At 33.6% G+C, this 21,982-nt stretch carries 17 protein-coding genes; 11 read left to right on the top strand and 6 right to left on the bottom strand.

The window, feature by feature from the left end:
• Positions 1-26 precede the first annotated feature (26 nt).
• Positions 27-1,094: an endonuclease/exonuclease/phosphatase family protein gene (locus tag ACYSNX_RS03130; RefSeq protein ID WP_461753232.1), complete on the top strand. Its 1,068-nt coding sequence runs from the start codon at positions 27-29 to the stop codon at positions 1,092-1,094.
• A gap of 68 nt (positions 1,095-1,162) precedes the next feature.
• On the opposite strand, the gene ACYSNX_RS03125 is transcribed toward ACYSNX_RS03130, so the two are convergent.
• A complete protein-coding gene (locus ACYSNX_RS03125) occupies positions 1,163-1,924 on the bottom strand; it encodes a 5'-methylthioadenosine/adenosylhomocysteine nucleosidase (protein WP_461753231.1) in 762 nt (253 codons plus the stop codon).
• 265 nt (positions 1,925-2,189) lie between these two features.
• On the opposite strand from ACYSNX_RS03125, the gene ACYSNX_RS03120 reads away from it, so the two are divergent.
• From ACYSNX_RS03120 to ACYSNX_RS03100, 5 genes are all read left to right on the top strand, one after another.
• Complete coding sequence (locus ACYSNX_RS03120) at positions 2,190-3,779, top strand: PSP1 domain-containing protein (protein ID WP_461753230.1); 1,590 nt, start codon at positions 2,190-2,192, stop codon at positions 3,777-3,779.
• Entirely contained in the window at positions 3,751-4,260 is a 510-nt protein-coding gene (locus tag ACYSNX_RS03115; protein WP_461753229.1) for a gliding motility lipoprotein GldH, read from the top strand. Before ACYSNX_RS03120 ends, ACYSNX_RS03115 begins: the two co-directional genes overlap by 29 nt.
• 18 nt (positions 4,261-4,278) lie before the next feature.
• Entirely contained in the window at positions 4,279-6,594 is a 2,316-nt protein-coding gene (locus ACYSNX_RS03110) for a penicillin-binding protein 1A (protein ID WP_461753228.1), read from the top strand.
• Between the two features lie 73 nt (positions 6,595-6,667).
• Entirely contained in the window at positions 6,668-7,369 is a 702-nt protein-coding gene (locus tag ACYSNX_RS03105; RefSeq protein ID WP_461753227.1) for a CoA transferase subunit A, read from the top strand.
• A 20-nt stretch (positions 7,370-7,389) separates the two neighbouring features.
• Complete coding sequence (locus ACYSNX_RS03100) at positions 7,390-8,046, top strand: CoA transferase subunit B (RefSeq protein ID WP_461753226.1); 657 nt, start codon at positions 7,390-7,392, stop codon at positions 8,044-8,046.
• 36 nt (positions 8,047-8,082) lie between these two features.
• Here the strand turns inward: ACYSNX_RS03100 and ACYSNX_RS03095 are convergent, their stop codons facing one another.
• Both ACYSNX_RS03095 and ACYSNX_RS03090 read right to left on the bottom strand, forming a co-directional pair.
• The gene (locus ACYSNX_RS03095; protein WP_461753225.1) at positions 8,083-8,955 is read right to left on the bottom strand and encodes a universal stress protein; all 873 of its coding nucleotides are present in this window, start codon (positions 8,953-8,955) and stop codon (positions 8,083-8,085) included.
• Positions 8,956-9,041: 86 nt separating this feature from the next.
• On the bottom strand, positions 9,042-9,833 hold the full coding sequence (locus ACYSNX_RS03090) for an NAD-dependent epimerase/dehydratase family protein (protein WP_461753224.1): 792 nt from the start codon (positions 9,831-9,833) through the stop codon (positions 9,042-9,044).
• A 100-nt stretch (positions 9,834-9,933) separates the two neighbouring features.
• Here ACYSNX_RS03090 and ACYSNX_RS03085 point away from each other — a divergent pair, with 100 nt between their 5' ends.
• Complete coding sequence (locus ACYSNX_RS03085; RefSeq protein WP_461753223.1) at positions 9,934-11,202, top strand: alkaline phosphatase family protein; 1,269 nt, start codon at positions 9,934-9,936, stop codon at positions 11,200-11,202.
• Between the two features lie 182 nt (positions 11,203-11,384).
• Here ACYSNX_RS03085 and ACYSNX_RS03080 read toward each other — a convergent pair whose 3' ends face one another.
• From ACYSNX_RS03080 to ACYSNX_RS03070, 3 genes are all read right to left on the bottom strand, one after another.
• Positions 11,385-12,164, bottom strand: a complete 780-nt coding sequence (locus ACYSNX_RS03080; protein ID WP_461753222.1) for an outer membrane beta-barrel protein — start codon at positions 12,162-12,164, stop codon at positions 11,385-11,387.
• An 11-nt stretch (positions 12,165-12,175) separates the two neighbouring features.
• A complete protein-coding gene (locus ACYSNX_RS03075) occupies positions 12,176-13,345 on the bottom strand; it encodes a PCMD domain-containing protein (RefSeq protein ID WP_461753221.1) in 1,170 nt (389 codons plus the stop codon).
• Positions 13,346-13,621: 276 nt separating this feature from the next.
• Positions 13,622-15,151 (bottom strand): bifunctional GNAT family N-acetyltransferase/carbon-nitrogen hydrolase family protein, encoded by a 1,530-nt coding sequence (locus tag ACYSNX_RS03070; RefSeq protein ID WP_461753220.1) that lies wholly within the window; start codon positions 15,149-15,151, stop codon positions 13,622-13,624.
• A gap of 134 nt (positions 15,152-15,285) precedes the next feature.
• Here ACYSNX_RS03070 and ACYSNX_RS03065 point away from each other — a divergent pair, with 134 nt between their 5' ends.
• From ACYSNX_RS03065 to ACYSNX_RS03050, 4 genes are all read left to right on the top strand, one after another.
• Complete coding sequence (locus ACYSNX_RS03065) at positions 15,286-15,972, top strand: response regulator transcription factor (protein WP_461753219.1); 687 nt, start codon at positions 15,286-15,288, stop codon at positions 15,970-15,972.
• On the top strand, positions 15,962-17,326 hold the full coding sequence (locus tag ACYSNX_RS03060; protein ID WP_461753218.1) for a sensor histidine kinase: 1,365 nt from the start codon (positions 15,962-15,964) through the stop codon (positions 17,324-17,326). The genes ACYSNX_RS03065 and ACYSNX_RS03060 overlap by 11 nt, the downstream gene beginning before the upstream one ends.
• A gap of 409 nt (positions 17,327-17,735) precedes the next feature.
• The gene (locus ACYSNX_RS03055; RefSeq protein WP_461753217.1) at positions 17,736-18,854 is read left to right on the top strand and encodes an efflux RND transporter periplasmic adaptor subunit; all 1,119 of its coding nucleotides are present in this window, start codon (positions 17,736-17,738) and stop codon (positions 18,852-18,854) included.
• A 16-nt stretch (positions 18,855-18,870) separates the two neighbouring features.
• Positions 18,871-21,981 (top strand): efflux RND transporter permease subunit, encoded by a 3,111-nt coding sequence (locus ACYSNX_RS03050; RefSeq protein ID WP_461753216.1) that lies wholly within the window; start codon positions 18,871-18,873, stop codon positions 21,979-21,981.
• Position 21,982: the final 1 nt, after the last annotated feature.

The following is a 21,982-nucleotide window of genomic DNA, read 5'->3' as shown; positions in this document are numbered from 1 at the left end:
TCATTGTGTATTAAAAATCAACATATATGTTAAATAGTACAATTAGCTATAAGGTTTTTTTACTGAGTTTTTTTCTTTCTTTAAGTGTTTTCTCGCAAGAAAAGGAATATGAAATTCAGACTATCGCATTTTATAATGTCGAAAATCTCTTTGATACCAAAAGAGACACAACCATTTATGATCAAGAATGGACTCCGCAAGGAGCGCAAAATTGGACTACTGAAAAGTATCAGAAGAAGATTCATAATTTGGCAAGAGTCATGTCAGAAATTGGAAGGTTAGAAAACCCTAAGATGCCAGCAGTGATTGGAGTTGCTGAGATTGAAAATCGTGGAGTTTTGGAAGATTTAGTCAATGATCCCTTACTTGTTCCTAATAATTATGGAATAGTGCATTATGATTCACCTGATAAACGAGGAATCGATGTTGGATTCTTGTATTCAAGAACTTATTTTCAGCCATTAAGTAGTCAAGTACATACCTTGTATATCTATGATAATAAAAAGCTAGATAGTAAAACGGGTGAGCCACAAAGAATATACACAAGAGATCAGTTAGTAGTAAGTGGCCTATTGGAGGGGGAACAAATACACTTTATTGTAAATCACTGGCCTTCTCGTTCAGGTGGTGAAAAAAGAAGTAGTCCTTTAAGAGAAGCTGCTGCAGCCTTGAATGTCACTATTATTGACTCTTTACAAAGTATCAACCCCAATGCTAAGATTATTACTATGGGGGATATGAATGATGGGCCTTATAACAATAGTATTAAAAAAGTATTGAATGCCAAGGACTCTAAGAGTAAAGTAGAAAAGTTCGGATTATATAATCCTTTTGAAAAACTGGCAAAAGAAGGTAATGGTACTCTTGCTTATAGAGATGCATGGGACGTATTTGATCAAATAATATTAAGTGAACCTTATTTGCAAGATGGGTATGATACTTGGAAATTTTGGAAGGCACAAATATTTAAGAAACCATTTATGATTCAAACCTCTGGTAAATACAAAGGGTATCCTTTAAGAAATAGTAATGGTGAGCCTGGATTTAGCGATCACTTTCCTGTTTATATTTACTTAATAAGAGAAGCAAAATAAAAGTAATGGAATATTTAAAAAGCCCCGAGGATCTACTGTGTAGTGCTTCGGGGCTTTTTAAATATGGTTTATGCTAAAACTTTTTGAATTATTTCCTTACCGTAGATCAAAGAAACCTGTTCTACAAAAGATTGGAAACTAAAACTCGCATGTTGGTTTGCATTATCAGATATAGTTCGAATAACAGTAAAATCTACACCAAATTCAAAGCACACTTGGGCTACAGCCGCACCTTCCATTTCTACACACATTACCTGAGGTAGGGCCTGTTGAAGTTTATCTTTTTGCTCCATAGTAGAGAAAAACTGGTCACCACTAGCAATCATACCAAAATGTACTTTTGGACTTGAGATTTGAAATTTTTCCAAGTCTTCATTACTGATTAATGTATGCAGTACCTGTGGGTCTAATATTTGTTGAATTTGCTCCACTAGTTGATTAGACCATTGTAAGTCCGTTTCAAAAAATGTTTTGCCCAATAATGGAATCTCAAATTTGGGTCTTAATGGAGATACATCCATATCATATTGCACTAAATTGCTCGCTACTACGACATCTCCAACTTGAACATCTTTGTGAATAGCACCTGCAACTCCAATAAAAATAACTTTGGATACATCAAAGTTTAATAATAAAGTGGTAACTGTAATTGCTGCCGCAACTTTACCAATACGCGAATATACCACCACAACATCTTGATCGCCAATTGTTCCTTTGTAATAGATTCGATTTGCAATCTGAGTTTGTGTAACATTTTGCAGGGAGTCTATAATACCGTTAATTTCTTGAGGTATTGCCCCTATAATTCCAATGGTTTGTTTAGCAGTCATCTTTGAGTTTATATAAAGAGTAAAGTGCAAAAGTACAAAAACTTGTTTGTAGGCTAAAATTAGGATTTTGCTAAAAATGTAAACATTATCAAATTACATTGCTAGTTCTAAAATAAAATAGAAGAAAACAGGTAAAGGCATTAGGTTAAGTGATAATGATATAAGCTTTAAAAAAATGAAAAAGCGTCCTTTAAAAATACTATCTTTACAGCGACTTAGTTAAAATAATTTCCCTAAAAGGGAATCAATATATAAATAAAAATAAATGGCTTGTACAAATTGTTCAACAGATAAGAGTAGTAATGGAGTTCCAAGAGGATGTCAAAGTCGAGGAACATGCGGAACAGATAGTTGCAATAAATTAGCAGTATTTGACTGGTTAGCAAACATGGTTTATCCAAGTGGAACACCAGTATTCGATATAGTAGAGGTAAGATTTAAAAATGGGAGAAAAGATTTTTATCGCTACCCTAAAGAGTTAACTATAAGCATGGGGGATGTAGTTGCTACAGAGGCATCTCCAGGTCATGATATAGGAATTGTTTCTTTAACAGGTGAACTTGTTAAAGTTCAAATGAAAAAAAAGCATGTAGAAATTAATGGTGATGTTTTAAAAATTTACCGAAAAGCAACACAAAAGGATATCGATATCTGGCAACAAGCGCGAAGTAAAGAGGAGCCAGTTAGAATGAGAGCAAGGGAACTTGCTATTAGTTTAAACCTTGAAATGAAAATCTCTGATGTAGAATTTCAAGGAGACGGATCTAAAGCTACTTTTTATTATACTGCTAGTGAGAGAGTTGATTTTAGACAATTAATTAAAGATTTTGCTCGTGAATTCTCTATTAGAATTGAGATGAAGCAAGTAGGATTTAGACAAGAAGCAGCACGTTTAGGAGGTGTTGGTTCATGTGGACGTGAATTATGTTGTTCTACTTGGCTTACAGATTTTAGAAGTGTAAACACTGCAGCTGCACGTTATCAGCAATTATCACTTAACCCGCAAAAATTAGCAGGTCAGTGTGGTAAATTGAAATGTTGTTTAAACTATGAGTTAGATACTTACTTAGAGGCTATCAAAGATATGCCTGATACAGATACTAAACTCTTAACAGTTAAGGGCTTAGCAATTTGTCAGAAGATAGACATTTTTAAGGGGCAAATGTGGTTTGCTTATGCAAATAACTCTGCCAATTGGTATGTTCTAACTGCAGAACAAGTAAAAGAGATTGTTGATTTGAATGCTAAAGATCAACGCGGTCAAGAATTAGAAAGTTATTCTTTAGAATTGGAAGATGAAGTAAGTGTGAAAATCTCAGAAGAAGATAGTGTAACTCGCTTTGATCAACCAAAACGCAAGAAGAAACCTGCTAGAAAGAGAATCAAAGAGGAGGGTAAGAAGGAAGTAGATAGCACTAATCAAAAGCAAGATACTACAACAGCTAATAAAGGAAGAGCAGATGCAAAAACAAATCGCCCTGTAAAAAAGCCTAGAACTAGAGCTCCAAAGAAAGAAACGGATACAAGTGCTACACCTACTAATATAAATAACTCTACTGGGGAAAAGCAAACTAGAGAAAGAGTTCAACGCCCAACAAAAGATGCAGGGGAAGTAAAAGGACCTAGAGGACCAAAACCTACTAGAACGCCAAAAGAGTCTAAAGGAAATACAAATACCAAGGAAGTAAAAGAGGTTAAGACACCTCGTGTAGATTCAAGCAAAAGTAAACAGGATAATATTTCGGGTATTGAAGGGAAAGGCAATATAATAAAACCCAAAAATAACCGTAATAGGAATAAACGAGCTAAAAATTCGAATAATCAAAATGATACACCAAGTACAGATAAAGAATAAGTTTATAGTTTTATTTTATGTGGTATGTTTTTTGCTAATATCTTGTGAGCAAGATAATAACGTAGAATTTGATCAATACCATAAAACCCAAGGTTATTGGGCTAAAGAAGATATAAAAACCTTTGTTTATCAGGTTCAAGATACCATTAGTCCTAGTAATTTATTTATTAATATCAGGGCTAACAATAACTATCCATATAGTAATTTATATGTGATTTTTAAGATGTATCAGCCGGATATGACAATCGTTGTGGATACTTTGCAATACCAAATGGCAAATGCTCAAGGAGAATTACTGGGAGATGGCTTTACGGACATTAAGCAAAGTAAATTATGGTTAAAACAAGATTATATTTTTAATCAAAGTGGAACCTATAAGTTTACCTTAGAGCAAGCCGTTCGCCAGTTAGGTGAAGTAAAGGGGATAGACCAATTACCTGGTATTTCAGAGGTAGGACTTAGAATAGAAAAAGAAAAATAAAAAGAGCGAATTAAGTTTATGAGTTCAAAAAAAGAGAATACAAAAAAAACAGCCCCTAAAAAGGAAAGTTTTAAAAGTTATGTAATAGCCTTTTGGCTTATTTTTATTGGCGGTTTTGCTGCCGTTGCACTTTTCTTTTTGTGTGCTTCTTGGGGAGTTTTTGGTGCAATGCCAACTTTCGATGAGCTAGAAAATCCAGCTAGTAACGTAGCTACAGAAATTATTTCCTCTGATGGTAAAACCATCGGAAAATTTTACCTAGAAAATAGAGTTCCTGTAAAATATGAAGAGATTCCAGAATCCCTTGTAAATGCTTTAATAGCAACAGAGGATGAACGTTTCTTAAACCATTCAGGTATTGATGCAAGAGGTACTTTACGTGCTGTTATCGCTGGAGGAAGTAATGGGGGAGCAAGTACAATCACCCAACAATTAGCCAAGTTACTTTTTCACGGAGAGGGTTCAAAAAGTCTTCCTAAGCGTATTATGCAAAAGGCCAAAGAATGGGTAATTGCTATAAAGTTAGAAGAACAATATACTAAGAGTGAGATTCTTACTATGTATTTAAACAAGGCGGATTTTGTGAATAATGCGGTGGGAATCCGTTCAGCTAGTAGAATTTATTTAGGTAAAGAACTGGCGGATTTAACTACAGATGAGTCTGCAATGTTTGTAGGAATGTTACAAAACCCTTCCTATTTTAATCCAGTAAGAAGACCTGAATTAGTACAAAGAAGAAGAAATGTAGTTCTGCATCAAATGGCAAAGAACGGCTATATTACACAAGAACAAAGTGTAGAATTACAGCAACTGCCATTATCCATAAATTATACTCCTGAGAGTCATAGTGATGGGATAGCAACTTACTTCCGTGAGTATTTGAGAGATTTTATGAGGCGTTGGGTGAAAGAAAACCCAAAGAAAGATGGTACAACTTATGACATTTACAGAGATGGATTAAAGATATATGTAACTATAGATTCTCGTATGCAGAATTATGCAGAACAGGCTGTTACCTCACATATTGCTAACTTACAAGAACAGTTTTTTATTGAGCAAAAGAATAATAAAATGGCACCATTTTATGGAATTAGCTCTGCAGAACAAGATGGTATTTTGAATAGAGCGATTAAAAATTCAGATCGCTATAGACAAATGAAAAAGCAAGGTAAATCAGAATCAGATATTCTTGCTTCATTTAAGGTAAAAACTCCTATGAAAATATTCACTTGGAAAGGAGATGTAGATACTGTAATGACTCCAATGGACTCTATTGTGTATTACAAGCACTTTTTACAAGCAGGGATGATGTCTATGGAGCCGCAAACGGGTCATATTAAGGCTTGGGTTGGAGGTATTAATTACAAGCATTTCCAATACGATCACGTTGGTCAAGGAACAAGACAAGTAGGTTCGGTTTTCAAACCTTTTGTTTATGCTACAGCCATTGAACAACTACACTACTCACCTTGTGATTCTATTATAGATTCTCCCTTTACAATGCCTAAAGGTAAATATGGTATTAGCCAAGATTGGAGTCCACAAAATGCGTCTCGTTCTTATAAAGGGATTATGACCTTAAAACAAGGTCTAGCAGGATCGGTAAATACAATTACTGCTAAGTTAATGGATAAAGTAGGTCCTAAAGCTGTAATAGATTTAACCAGAGATCTAGGTATTTCCGCAGATATTCCAGAAAGTCCAGCTATTGCATTAGGAGCAGTGGATATTACCGTAAGTGATATGGTAGCAGCATATAGTACATTTGCTAACCAAGGAGTCTATGTGAAGCCAGTTTTTATTGCTAAAATCCAAGATAAGAATGGAGTAGTATTATATAATGCTGTACCAGAAACCAAAGATGTCTTAAGTCCAGATATTGCTTATGCTATAATTAAGCTTTTAGAAGGGGTAACAGAAAGTGGTTCAGGGGTTCGTTTACGTACAACTTGGCAAGGTGCAGGTTACAAGAGGGTAACAGGACATCCTTATAAGTTCACTAATCCAATTGCTGGAAAAACAGGAACAAGCCAGAATAATTCCGATGGATGGTTTATTGGAATGGTTCCAGATTTAGCAACTGGAGTTTGGGTAGGGAATGATGATAGAGCTGCCCATTTTAAAACAATGACTTATGGACAAGGTGCAACTTTAGCTCTTCCAATCTGGGGAGTTTATATGAATAAAGTTTACGCTGATAAAACATTACATGTTTCTAAAGGGGAATTCCCAAGACCTGATAATTTATCGATCCGAATTGACTGTAGTACATTGGAATCGGATAGTAGTCAGAATAATGAATCTGTACTTCAAACCGATGAGTTTGATTTTTAATAATATAAAACGCCTTTTTTAAAGGCGTTTTTTTTTGTATTTTTAAGAGCAATTAATTAACCTTAAAATTCTTATGATACTAAAAAATGTTATTAATGTTCAAGAAGCCTTGCGCGATGTAAGTGATGGTATGACCATTATGCTAGGCGGCTTTGGATTGTGTGGGATTCCAGAGAATTCCATTGAAGAATTGGTCAGAAGAAATGTAAAAGACTTAACCTGTATTTCTAATAATGCTGGGGTAGATGATTTTGGCCTAGGATTGTTACTTCATAAACATCAGATAAAGAAAATGATTAGTTCTTATGTTGGAGAGAATCATGAATTTGAGCGACAAATGCTAAGCGGAGAATTAGAAGTTGAACTTACCCCACAAGGAACTCTAGCTGAAAAATGTAGAGCTGCTCAAATGGGTATCCCCGCATTTTATACACCAGCAGGCTTCGGAACAGAAGTAGCTAATGGTAAAGAAGTACGCTATTTTAAAGGAAAACCTCATATTCTAGAACTTGCCTTTGACGCCGATATAGCAATTGTAAAGGCTTGGAAGGGAGATAAGGCTGGAAACTTAGTCTTTAAAGGAACAGCGCGTAATTTTAACGCCTGTATGGCTGGTGCTGCTAAGATTACCATTGCTGAGGTAGAACACTTAGTAGAAGTGGGGGATTTAGATCCTAATGAAATCCATGTACCTGGAATTTTTGTAAAAAGAATTTTCCAAGGTAAAGACTACCAAAAAAGGATTGAGCAACTTACTGTAGTTCCAAGAAAATAATTCATTTTTAAATTTACATTATGTTAGATAAAGTAGGTATAGCTAAAAGGATAGCCCAAGAATTAAAGGAAGGTTACTATGTTAACCTTGGTATAGGCATCCCAACTCTTGTTGCCAATTATGTGCCAAAGGGTATGAATGTGGAATTTCAAAGTGAAAATGGTATATTAGGTATGGGACCATTTCCTTTTGAAGGAGAAGAGGATCCAGATTTAATTAATGCAGGAAAACAGACTATTACTGCCCTAAAGGGTGCATGTTATTTTGACTCGGCTACTAGCTTTGGTATGATAAGAGGTAAGCATGTAGATCTTACTATATTGGGAGCAATGGAAGTATCTGAAAAAGGTGATATTGCCAACTGGAAAATACCAGGAAAAATGGTAAAAGGTATGGGAGGAGCAATGGATCTTGTTGCATCTGCCGAGAATATTATTGTAGCAATGATGCATGTTAACAAATTAGGGGAGTCTAAGATTTTAAAAAATTGTACTCTACCTTTGACAGGAGTAAATTGCGTCAAGAAAATTGTAACTGAATTAGCAGTTCTTCAAGTAACCGATAAGGGAATAGAGCTTCTAGAACGAGCTCCCGGAGTAAGTGTAGAGCAAATTATAAAAGCCACACAGGTAGATTTAATCATCAATGGAGAAATTCCTGAAATGAAAATCGATTAGATTTATAAAAAAAGCATCCTATTTAGGATGCTTTTTTTATAAATCTAAAATTTTCTCTAAGGAGGTTTGTTTGTTTTTCTTGTAAATAAAGACAGGTACTTTTAAGTGCTTAGCCAAATGCTCTGTAGTACTCTTGTAAAAAAGTTCCTCAAAAAAAGTTCTATCTTTTTTAATTATAGCAACCATACTAACAGGTTGCTCTATGTTTATAAAATCAAGCAAGGATTTTTCTACATTTTCATCACTAAATAAATGAAAGCTAATAGGTTTATCTTGATAGCGAACTTTCCACTGCTTATAAACTTCCATACAGTCTGGACACTTTTTGGTTTTAATATGTACGCATTTGATATGGGCTCCTATACTTTGGGCAATGTCTACTAGTTCGTCCAATGTAGATTGCTCTTCTAGTTGGAGTGACGAAGTGAAAATAACATTACGCAGTTTAGTGAAGGTTGCTTCTTTTGGTATGATTAAAGTGGGTATTTCCACTTTTGAAATAGCATTTAATGCGTTACTTCCTAATAGCTTTTTATGAAAACTAGCATTGGTTCCTTCTGTACCCATGACTAAAAAGTCAATATTGTTTTGAGAAATAGCCTCAAAAATTTCTGGAAGTAATAAGCCCTCTTTAATTTGAAAATAGACTTGTACATTCTGCAAATCCTGCTCCTGTTGTATTTGTTTTAAAATAGGACTGTTTGCTTCTAATTGTTCTAATTTTAAAAAATTAGTTTTCTCAATAACTTTATCTACAAGACTTGGCGAAATACCTCCAGAAATCACCGGAGGATCATATATATGTAAAACATAAAGCTCCGAATTAGTATTATTAGCTAAATGTAATGCATATTTAAAAGCATTATTGGCTGTTTCTGAGTAGTCTGTAGGAAATAGTATCTTTCTCATAAGAATATTTTTTCGTCTTCTCTACAAGATACAAAAAAAATGTAAATCAATCTTCTTATTTTACTGGTACCATTATATTTATGGATTTAAAAAGAGTAATCTCTTTGGGTAAAAGACACTATCTTTTGACCACTTACTTTTTTATAGTCTTGTTGATTATTCAAACCTAGTGAAGGTAGAATTAAGTTTTCTTGTTGTGCCCTTTTAGTGTAAAAGTCTTTTCTACTAAGGTGTTTGTTACTTACTAGATTATAAACACAATTGGAATTATAACTTTTTTGGATAATCTTAAGTGTATAGGCAATAATATCTTCTAAGTGAACCATATTGATTGGTAAATCTGGATTAGATAGTTCCGGCTTAGAACAAATATAACGTACCACATGGCGATCAGGTCCAAATAAACCTCCTAAACGTAAGATACAAGCATTAATATAAGAATCATTTAAAAACAGCTTTTCAGCCTCTAGGATTTGCTGAGCAGTTGGATCACTACTAAATGCATTGCTATGTTCATCAATAATTTCTTTTCCAGGTTGATATACGGAAACAGAACTCATAAAAATCACTTTATTTATTTTATGTTTTTTAATTTGAGGAATCAAGCGAGTAAAATTTTTACAGTATGTTGGTAGCTCTTCCTCTCTTTTAGGGGGAATAGCTATAATTAAAAAGTCTAGATCTTGTAAAAAGTAATCTATATAATCTAATTTATTTTCACTTAGATCTATATAGTAAGGCTTTATACTACAGTCTTGTAAGATACCCATCTTAGATAATGTAGTTGTTGTGCCTTTTACAATGAAATTGTTTTTTATTAGTTCCTGTGCAAGGGGAAGACCTAACCACCCACACCCTAGTACACCTATTTTTTTCATATTCTCAAAAAAAGTAATTATAAATTTACTATAAATTTACACAATTACTTTGTATGGTTAAATTTATCTGTAGATATTTGACAAAAGTAAAAATATCACCATGACAAAAGCAGTTTATTTAATGTGCACGTTACTATTTTTTACAAGCGTAGTAAAGGCACAAAATCATGAGAAAGAACAACAAATAGTTATAGAAAATCGCTTTAATGCTTCAGAGCAAGTGGATAAGCCGTATGTTATAATGATTTCTATTGATGGTTTTAGATATGATTATATTAAGAAGCATGATGCGAAATTCTTAGCAAAACTGGCTCAGAAGGGTGTAGAAGCAGAATCTTTAATTCCTTCGTTTCCATCGGTAACTTTTCCAAATCACTATACTTTAGTAACTGGTCTATACCCAGCAAACCATGGTTTGACAGGAAATAATATTTATGATCAGAGTATTGATGAACGTTATTCATTAAGAAATGCAAAACAAGTAAGAAACCCTCAGTGGTATGGTGGAACTCCTTTATGGGTTTTATCTGAAAAAGCAGGTTTATTAAGTGCATGTTACTATTGGCCAGGTTCAGAGGCAGCAATTCAAAATACTCTACCTACTTATTATTATACTTATTCAGAGAAATCAGATATAGAAGATAGAATTCAAGCGGTAGAGCAGTGGTTAAGCTTGCCAGAGCAAACACGCCCACACTTTATCACTTTTTATTTACCTCAAGTGGATCATGCAGGCCATGGATTTGGACCAGATGCTAAGCAAACCTATGAAGCGGTTCAATATGTAGATAAAGCGTTAGAGCAATTAGTTACAAGAGTAAATAAAACAGGGTTACCAATTAACTTTGTTATTGTATCTGATCATGGAATGTTAGATATTGATCAAGAGACCTTATTATCTTTTCCTATTAAGGCAGATGAAGAGCAATTAACTTTAGTTAGTAATGGAACATTAATGAATGTGTTTGTAAAGGATAAACAAGACATAGACTTTTGGTACAATAAGATCCAAGAGGGATTAAATAAAGATCACATGACTGTTTATAAAAATCAAGACTTACCAAAGCACTTAAATTTTGGAGCAGGAACCGATAAATTTAATAGAGTAGGAGATATTGTTTTGCTAGCTAAGGCACCGTATTACTTTACAAATAGAGCATTTCCCGCAAGTCATGGATACGATCCAAAACAGATTAAAGAGATGGATGGTATTTTTATAGGACAGGGACCTAATTTTAAAGAGAATCAAAAAGTTGAATCTTTTAAAAATGTGGATGTATATCCTATAGTCGCAAGAATATTAAACTTACCAATTACCCAAGAAATTGATGGGGAAGATAAAATAGCAGATAAGGTACTTCTTAATTAAGAGGTATTTAAAAATAAAAAAGGGGGTTGTCTCACAATTGAAGACAGCCCCTTTTTTACTTAATAAATATCGTGCTTTACTTAGTATAATTTAATTATTTAATCTGAAATATAAATTATACCTAATAATTTACTCCTGAATGACAGCTAGGTAACCTTTATGAGATAGCTCCTTTTTTATTTTTAGAATTGGTAAGCCATTCCAATATTTAAGTAGATATTATGCATAGTAAAAGAAATCGCATTAAAATCTTTCTTTAATACACCATTTATACCATAAGTAAGATCACTAAATACTTTAAAGTTTCTATCGATACTGTAGTCGAATCCTATTTGTGAACCCCAAGCGAACTTATTTACTTCTCTTGAATAATCATATTCACCAATTGCTTCACCTTCGAAATCAACGCGGAAACCTGTAGGAGTTCCTTCTCTTAGGTAACCATTGTAGACATAACCACTAAAGTTTCTGTCTACTGCAATGGAAGCGAACATACCCGCATAAATATTCCATTTATCAGCTACTTTATATACTACAGATACAGGTAGAGTTAAAAATGTATTTCTAACATCGGTTTTCACATCTCCTGTAAAATATCCTCTACTAGTGCTTTGACCTTGATTAATCTCAATAAGATAATCTTTTACTCTTGCATCTGTTTTCATTGCTTTATCCTCTAATTTAAAGCCAACTTTGATTCCCCATTTACTTTTATCAGAAAACCATTTAGTAGCATTGAATTCTATACCAGTTACAAGGGTTGGGTCGTAACTTTTGATTTTTCTAATTTCTCTAGGTAAACCTAAAGGAGAAGAACCACCAACACTTACATGGGCACGGATCTGGTAATCCATATTCTTAGTGAAAAACGATTTGTCTTGCTTTAAAGTAGCTTCTTGAGCTTGAGTAAAAGAGATTAATCCTAGAAAAGCAACAAGAGTTAATATATGTTTTAATTTCATTTTAAGTAGATTTATAGGGATTTTACACTGTTTGATTGAACAGTTAGGATTTCGATTTCATCTATACATAAAGTACTTCCAATAGCACCATTGTATTTATCTCCTTCTAAACTTGAAGTAAAGACAATTGCAATCATATATTGTTTTCCTTCTTCCATTTTACGATCTAAAATTCTATGGAAGTCTAGTTCGAAATATGTCCATTCTTGTGTAATTTGACGGTCTTCTGGATTAATTCTTGCATAAGATATGATGCGAGGATCGTCCATTGGATTCTCAATAAATCTAAAGTTATGGGTTGCTCTTAAATAGTCATTTGCTTTGGTTTTTTCAAAAAATACAGCATAGGCATCAAAAGTATCCTGTGTTAGATTAGTTTTACCATCAGAGGCATGCACTACAAATTCTTCTCCTGGTTGATATTTATAATAACCAGTCATCAAAGTAGGCTCTTCTTTTTGTGTATAAGGGATACCAAATCGTGGAGATTCTATTGGATTAAAAATGTTAGTTGAAAAGACACCAGTAAAGATATTTCCAGCTGCAATTGGAGCAAATTGTTGACCGAATTCTCCTGTTACTTGCGTTGACATTCTAATTCCTTTACCTATTTTTCCATTTGGCTCAATGGTAGTAATCATTTCATCTGCATTTGGCCTTTTATCCGGATCCATTAAGAAACTTAAAAAGAAACCTGAATTTCCACTATCCCATAATTTAACAGATGCTTCTTCTTGAGAAGAATCGAGATTAATTTGCTCTGTTTCAAACCATTCATAAAAGCCACCGTTTGAGAATAATTTTGGTTTTTCAAAAGAGTACTTACCTTGAAGTTCTGCTTTGAACATACTCACTTTATAGGACTTAGTGTAGTTACCACTCTCCGAGGTTACAATATAATTAATTGGATGTGTGAAATCCTGTACACTTCCACTAGCTGGTGAAATAGTTGCTCCAGTGGTAATTTTGAATGCAGGAGCCATTTTTGTTATGTCAGCACTATCATTGATAAAGAAAGTAACCTCATTATTAGTTAATTGTGACTGAAGTTTTTCTTGGGCAGGATCAATTTGCGCTTCAAGGATATCTGCTTCATTATTAAGTGCTTCTGATTTAATACATGAAACCATGGAAATAGCAATGAAGGTGATAATGGTGTAGAAAAAATATTTTATTTTCATTTTTTAAAATGTTATAATTTTAATTAACCTTCTTTAGTGTTTAAACTACTATAAACGCTAAGAGGGGTGCAAATTTACGCTTAAATTACTTGGTGTAGAAATTGTATGCTGCTTTTATTCTCTAATGTAAAACAATTAATAAAAATAAACTACTGATTTTAAGCGCATTGCGCTTGTTTGTTAGGAGTGTTTTCTTGTTTTTTTAGGAAAAATTTATAAAAAAAAAACAGACTGAAATTCATATTTCAGTCTGTTTTATCTCTACTTTTGGGTCTTTTAGTGCTTTAATTTTTTTACTTCATATAAGTCCAATCTTCTGTCTTTTAGAATCTTCACGCTTCCATGTTCGTGTAATTCTTTTAAAAGATCTACATCAACATCTACTATCAAAGTCATCTCTGTATTAGGAGTAGCTTCTCCTTTGACTCCATTGGTTGGAAACGCAAAATCGGATGGAGTAAATACAGCAGCTTGAGCAAATTGTATATCCATATTATTTACTTTAGGTAAGTTTCCTACACAACCTGCGATTGCAACATAACATTCATTTTCAATTGCTCTAGCTGCAGCACAGCTTCTAACCCTTGTATAACCATTTTGTGTATCTGTTAGGAAGGGTACAAATAATATATCCATACCTTCTTGTGCTAAAAGACGGGATAATTCTGGGAATTCTACATCATAACAAATCATAATACCGATTTTCCCACAATCTGTATCAAAGGTTTGTATCTTAGATCCACCTTGCATTCCCCAGTAAAATACCTCATTAGGAGTAATATGTATTTTGGAGTACATCTCATAGGTACCATCTCTTTTGCACAAAAAGCCTACATTGTATAATATACCGTCGATTAAATAAGGCATACTACCAGAAATGATATTAATATTATAAGAAATAGCAAACTCTTGGAATCTTTTTCGAATAGGATCAGTAAATCTTGCTAATTCTCTAATCGCATCAGCCTCTGATAAGTGATTATAATCTGCCATAAGAGGAGCGGTGAACAACTCAGGGAACATTGCAAAATCACTCTCATAATCAGAAACAGCATTGATGAAAAACTCTGCTTGATCAAAGAACTCTTCTAGATCATTCAGTGGTCTCATCTGCCATTGAATAAGTCCAAGACGTATTACACTTTTTTTAGCATTAATAAGTTGAACTTCTTTCTCATAATAAATATTATTCCACTCCAATAAGATGGCATAGTCCTTAGAGCTTGTATCTCCTTCTAGGTAATTACGCATTAATCTTACCATATGGAAGTCATTGGCCATTTGAAAAGACATCACTGGGTCGTGGATCTCTTTGGACTTCACTTTTTCCATGTATTGTTTCGGAGTTAACTCGTCTGCAAATTTGGAATAATTAGGAATCCTTCCTGCAAATACAATGGATTTTAAATTTAATTGTTCACAAAGTTCTTTTCTTGCATCATAAAGTCTTCGCCCAAGTCTTAATCCTCTGTATTTAGGATGGATGAAAACATCAATTCCATATAATACATTACCTTTTTTATTATGGGTATTGAAGGTAGAATATCCTGTAATTTGATCGTAGGTGTGAGCTGACATAGCTTGTTTCTCATCAATTATCAGTGATAGAGCCGAGCCAACTACCACATCATCTACAAGAATCACTAATTGCCCTTCAGGGAAAACCTTTAAGAGCATCTTAAGTTCGTCTTTATCCCAATAGGGGTCACTTAATTCTGGATAAGATTCTAGCATAGACTTCTTCAATTCCATGTAATCATCAATATGAAGATTTCTTAATTTAATCTTGTTGATTGGGTTTTCCATTTTTTTCTATGCAAGATACAAAGAATAACGATTTGTCAATGAGGTAAAAAGCATCCCTTTAGTTGAGATTTAAAATTTAACATTTTTGAAAAATACCGTATCTTGCATGAGTATTAAAAGTAAATTTTTTAGTTGTGATTAAAATTTTAGTAATAGAAGATGATGTTAGAGTTGCAGAATTACTTCAGCGAAGTCTTGTAGCCAAAAATTATCAAGTAGATGTAGCTTATGATGGCTATATGGGGCGTAAGCTTGCTCTGCAAAATAATTACAACTTAATTATCACAGATGTTATTTTGCCCAAAATCAATGGGGTAGATCTTTGTAAGGAATTAAAAGGCCAATTGCCTAGCCTTCCAATTATCATGTTAACAGCTTTGGGCACCACAGATGATAAAGTAGAAGGATTCGATGCAGGAGCGGATGATTATTTGGTAAAACCCTTTGAGTTAAGAGAGTTATATGTACGTATTAGGGCTCTTTTAAAACGATTTGAAAGTGCTAAGAATACATCGAGTATATTATTATATGCCGATCTTAAGATGGACATTAATCAAAAACAATTTTACAAAGAAGACAAAGAAATTCATTTAACTCCAAAGGAATTCAATTTAATGCAATATTTATTGCAAAATAAAGAGAGGGTTTTGTCCAGAGCAGAAATCGCTCAAAACGTATGGGATACTCACTTTGATACAGGTACAAACTTTATAGATGTTTACATAAACTACTTGAGAAAAAAGGTGGATACCAATCCCGAAAATAAATTAATTCATACTAAAAGTGGTATGGGATTTATCTTGAAGAAAAATGAAGATTAAAGCTAGATTGCGTTTATGGTTTTCCATTTTGGTTGGGGCGCTACTTTTAGTGTTTGCTACAGTGGTTTATTGGTCATCTGCAAAAAATAGGGAAGTTGAGTTTTTCCAAGAATTAGAAAAAGAAGCCATTACAAAAGCAAGACTTGTATTAGAGGCTAAGGTAAAACCCAATATCTTACAGCAGATTTATAAAAATAATAATCAGGAACTCAATGAGGTAGAGGTAGCAGTGTATAGTAGTGATTTCCAACTTATATACCATGATGACTTATTGGTAGATAGAGTAAAGGAAACCCAGGAAATGATTGATTTAGTGCGTAGCCAAGGTAGTATGCATCTAAGACAGGAAGACTGGCAAATTATAGCTATTGTTTATCCTTATCAGGGACAGGAGTTTATTATTACTGCAGTTTCCTATGATCAATACGGATATACCAAATTACATAATCTTTTAGTGAGCATTATAGTAATGTCTATAATTTCTTTAATTGTAATCTTTTATATTGGAGGATTCTTTGCTGATCGTATACTAAGACCGATTCAAAGTATTAATAAACAAATAAAAAGTATTTCGGCAAGTAGTTTACACACTAGGGTAGTAGGGGATAGTAATAAAGATGAGCTTAGTGACTTAGCAAATAATTTTAATCTAATGTTAGATCGTTTAGAAGCTTCATTTACAGCTCAAAAAGATTTTGTTTCTAATATGTCCCATGAGCTAAGAACCCCTTTGGCTGCCGTAATCGCAGAGATTGAATTGGCATTAATTGAACCTCAAAGCCCTGCGAACTATAAAGTGACTCTTACTAATATTTTACAAGACTCTAATAAATTAGTACACCTTTCCAATAGTTTATTAGATTTAGCTAAGGCAAGTTATGACCCAACCCAGATAGTTTTTAAACACATTAGAATAGATGAGGTAATTCTAGATTGTATTCACAAGATTCAAAGAAAGAATCCACAAAGTAAATTTGACTTTATTTTAGATCCTTCCTTAAGTGAAGAGGGGTATTTGGAAGTTTTTGGAAATGCCTATCTTTTACAGGTAGCTTTTTTAAACTTACTTGATAATGCCTGTAAGTTTTCAGAAAACCAATTGTGTACTATTCTTTTATCCTATGAGTTAGAGTATTTAGTTATTAAAATCACAGATAAAGGCCCAGGAATTTGTCCAAAAGACTTACCACATATCTTTAAAGCTTTCTACAGAGGAGCTTCTGGTTACCAAGTCTATGGAAGCGGTATCGGGCTTGCATTAACACATAAAATCGTAGTATTACATAAAGCAGATTTACAAGTAGAGTCACAACTTGGTCATGGGAGTTGTTTTACTTTACGTTTAAATTTATAATAGAAAAGCAAAAAAGGGGCTGTCTCTCAATCGAAGACAACCCCTTTTTTGTTTAATAAATATTGTATTTTACTTAGTATAGTTTAATTATTTAATCTGAGATATTAACTCTATCTAATAAATCACCTCAGAATAATAGCGATATAACCTTTATGAAATAGTCCCTTTTGTTTTTCTAATGGTTTTCTAATTTTTTTCTATAACCTTTCTAATGATAGGTAAGTGGTATAAGCAGTAGTTTTGCGGTGTTGTTTAAAAAAAAAATTCAACGGATTAGTCCTTTTTCAAAAGAATAAGGATAATTGATTGAAAAACAGATTGAAAAGGAAAATAAGTTTATTAACTTTATAGATAAAGTTAATGTTTTAATGAAAAACATATTTTTTAGGAATTAGTAAAATGTAATTGTATGAAAAGATTTGTATTCAAAGTAATGGTGGGGTTTTTAGGATTCTTTCTTACTTTTTGTTCTAAAAAACAGGAGCAAGTACAGGATTCTGTAGCCTTTACCATAGAGAATCAAATAATAAATATACCAGAGGATTCTAACTTGCGTTCGCGTTTGAAAATGGACACTGTAATTCAAAAGGACTTTAGTTTCAATTTAGTTACTGCGGGTCTTGTAAAGGCGATTCCCAATAAGTATGCAGAAGTAGCTTCTCCTTTTTCTGGTAGAATTTTGAAATCCTCTATTAAGTTAGGTCAAAAGGTAGAAGCAGGTACGGTACTCTTTGAGGTATCTTCTCCAGAGTTTTATCAAACACAGAAAGAATATTTAGATTCTCAGCAAGAATACAACCAAGCTGTTTTAGATTTTGATAGACAAAAGGACTTACTGGATAATGGTGTGGGAATTTTACAAGAGTTCGAGCAAGCTCAAACTCAGAAATCAATTGCCAGGGTTGCTTTTGATAATGCTATAGCAGCTATGAAAATTTATGATGTAGATGTTAAGAACCTTAGATTAGGGCAGCCTTTAAAGGTTAGTTCACCTATTCAAGGAGAAGTAATTGAGGATAATATTGTTATTGGGCAATATATTCAACAAGATTCTGAGCCTGTAGTTAAAGTAGCTTCTTTAAATAAGATATGGATAGTAGGTAAAATTAAGGAAAAAGACTTATTGCATTTAACTCGATTAAATAAAGTCCAAGTGGAGTTAGCAGCTATGCCTGATACTCCTTTAATAGGAGAGATTTATCATATCAGTGAAATAGTAGATGAGCAAACTAGAAGTATTGATGTTTTAATTGAAGTGGATAACACACAAAGAATTTTGAAGCCAGGAATGTATGTTAGTGTTAGGTTCATTGATAAGCCTCAAAAGGTTTTACTAGTACCAACAAGTGCTATTATGCAAGGAGAAAAAGACTCTTTTGTATTTGTAGAGATTGCTCCTTTTGAATTTGTGCGAAAAAATGTGATTATCGGTGGGGTAGATCAAGACAATACAGTGATTACATCTGGTTTACTTCCAGAGGATGTTGTAGTTAGCCAAGGTGGTATTTATTTACCTAAGTTACATTAGGAAAAAAAAAACAGAAATGAAAAAAAATATTATTGATATAGCCATTAACAAAAGATGGCTTATGGTAGCGTTGTTTTCTTTGTTATGTATTTTCGGATATTATTCTTGGAAACAACTCTCGATTGAGGCTTATCCTGATATTGCAGACACTACTTCACAAGTAGTTACCCAAGTTCCTGGTTTAGCTGCAGAGGAAATAGAATTGCAAATCACAATTCCTATCGAGAGAGCTTTGAACGGAATGCCTGGAATGCATGTAATGAGGAGTAATAGTACTTTTGGGCTATCAATGATTACTCTTGTTTTTGAAGATGGAATTGAAGATTATTTTGCTCGTCAACGTATTCAAGAGAGATTGAATCAAGTAGACTTACCCTATGAAGCTAAGCCAGAATTAGACCCTTTAACCTCTCCAATAGGAGAAGTTTATAGATATATTATCGAAGGTGATGGGTATAGTTTAAGAGAATTAACCGATTTACAAAACTTTGTAATTATACCTAAGTTAAACCAAGTTCCAGGAATTGCTGAGGTAACTAACTTTGGAGGAATTACAACTCAATTTCAAATAGAATTAGACCCTATAAAATTGGAGCAATACGATTTGTCATTAAGTGATGTTACACAGACAGTACAAGATAATAACGTTAATGCTGGAGGTAGTATTTTAAACAGAGGAGATTTAGGATATGTAGTAAGAGGTATTGGTCTGATCAAGGATTTAGAAGATCTGGGAAAAATTGTTGTAAAAGCTCAAGATGGTATTCCTATTTTTTTAAATGATGTAGGGATCCTAAAATATGGTAATCTAGAGCGTAAAGGTATTTTAGGTTATAGTGATAGAGAAAGAGATTACTCCGATAGTATAGAGGGAATAGTACTTTTATTAAAGGGAGAAAACCCTTCTGTGGTGTTAGAGAAAATTCATGCCTCTGTAGAGGAATTGAATCAAGATATTTTACCCCAAGGAGTTAGAATACATACTTTTTTAGATAGAACAGATTTAGTAGATACGACATTGCATACTGTTTCTACTACATTAATTGAGGGTATCTCCTTGGTGGTTATCGTATTAATCGTGTTTTTAGGAAGTTGGAGAGGAGCTCTTTTAGTAGCTATAACCATTCCAATTTCTCTACTCTTTGCCTTCATTATGATGCATTTCACTAATATTCCTGCCAATCTATTATCTCTAGGAGCAATCGATTTTGGGATTATAGTAGATGGGGCTATTGTGATGATGGAATCTATTTTGAAAAAAAGGGAAGAACAGCCTGAAGGAGAATTAAAGGAGAAAAGTATTGCAGAGAGGGCCAAACAAGTTGCTAGACCTGTGTTTTTTGCCACAATCATTATTATCACTGCCTATCTTCCACTGTTTGCTTTTGAAAGAGTGGAGAAAAAGCTATTTACTCCAATGGCATTTACAGTTGGTTATGCTTTAATAGGAGCACTTTTAGTGGCTCTTATTTTAATACCAGGACTTGCATATGCAGTTTATAGAAAGCCTAGAAAAATCTATCATAATAGATGGCTAGATAAACTTACACAACTCTATGACAAGAGAATTGTGAGTCTTATCAATAGACCTAAAAGGGTTTTCGCGCCTATTGGTCTTATTTTAGTAGCTACTATAGCGTTATCGATTCATGTTGGTAAAGATTTTTTACCACCCTTAGATGAAGGTTCGATTTGGTTACAAGTTACTTTACCTCCAGGTATATCTTTAGATAAATCCAAAGAGCTTAGTGATAGCTTAAGAGCAAGAACCATGAAATATGATGAGGTAACTTATATTATGGTGCAAGCAGGAAGGAATGATGATGGTACAGATCCTTTTACCGCCTCCCACTTTGAATGTTCAATTGGTATTAAGCCATATAAAGAATGGCCAAGAGGAAAAACCAAAGAAGATTTGATTGAGCAATTAGCTTTAGAATATGAAAGCCTTCCTGGGTTTAGTGTTGGTTTTGCACAACCTATGATTGATGGGGTTATGGATAAGATTTCTGGAGCACATAGTGAATTAGTAGTAAAAGTATATGGTGAAGATTTTCAAGAGACAAGACGAATTGCTGAACAGGTTTTAGAAACACTTCAAGAGGTGGAAGGTGCAGTAGATTTAGCCATTGATCAAGAGCCTCCTTTACCTCAATTGCAAATACATGCCAATAGAGATAAAATAGCTCAATATGGATTAAATGTTGCTGATGTTGCTGAATTAATCGAAGTAGCTATCGGTGGTAAAGCTATTTCTCAAGTATTTATAGATAATAAAGTGTATGATATTAGTGCAAGATATACCGAAGAAACTAGAGATACACCAGAGAAGATTGCCAATTTGATGCTTACAAGTGCAACAGGGGCTAAGATTCCATTGTCTCAAGTTGCTACAGTAAGTACAAGTACTGGAGAAAGCACTATTACACGAGAAATGAATAAGAGGCATTTGACTGTAAAATTAAATGTTAGAAATAGAGATTTAAGTTCTCTAATTAGTGAGGCCCAAGCTAAAATAGAACAAAACATTAGCTATGATCACGATAAGTTTCACATTCAGTGGGGTGGTCAGTTTGAAAACCAAAATCGCGCTTATAGTAGGTTATCGGTTATAATACCACTTACCCTATGTTTAATGTTTGTGTTACTTTATGGAGCTTTTGGTCAATTCCGTCAAGCAGGTATGCTTATGATTGTAGTGCCATTAGCACTTTTTGGAGGCATGCTTGCTTTGAATATTCGTGGGATGTCTTTAAATGTTTCTTCTGCAGTTGGATTCATCGCTTTATTTGGGGTGGCCATTCAAAATGGAGTAATCATGATTTCCCATATTAATGATTTAAGGAAAAAAGGTTTTGCTTTGAAAAGAGCTGTGATAGAGGGAGCAGAACAGCGTTTTAGACCTGTATTAATGACAGCAACAGTTGCTATTTTAGGACTTTTTCCAGCTTCTTTGGCAACTGGAATCGGTTCAGATGTACAAAGACCTTTAGCAACAGTGATTGTTTATGGGTTGCTTTTCGCCACTATACTAACATTATTTGTTCTACCTGCACTGTACTATATGGTAGAGCTAAAATGGGGTAAGGATAGCGACTTTATAAAGGATGAACAAGTTAAAGAGTAGA

The organism is Myroides sp. LJL115 (genome assembly GCF_054871665.1).
This window is presented reverse-complemented; position numbering and strand designations above follow the sequence as displayed.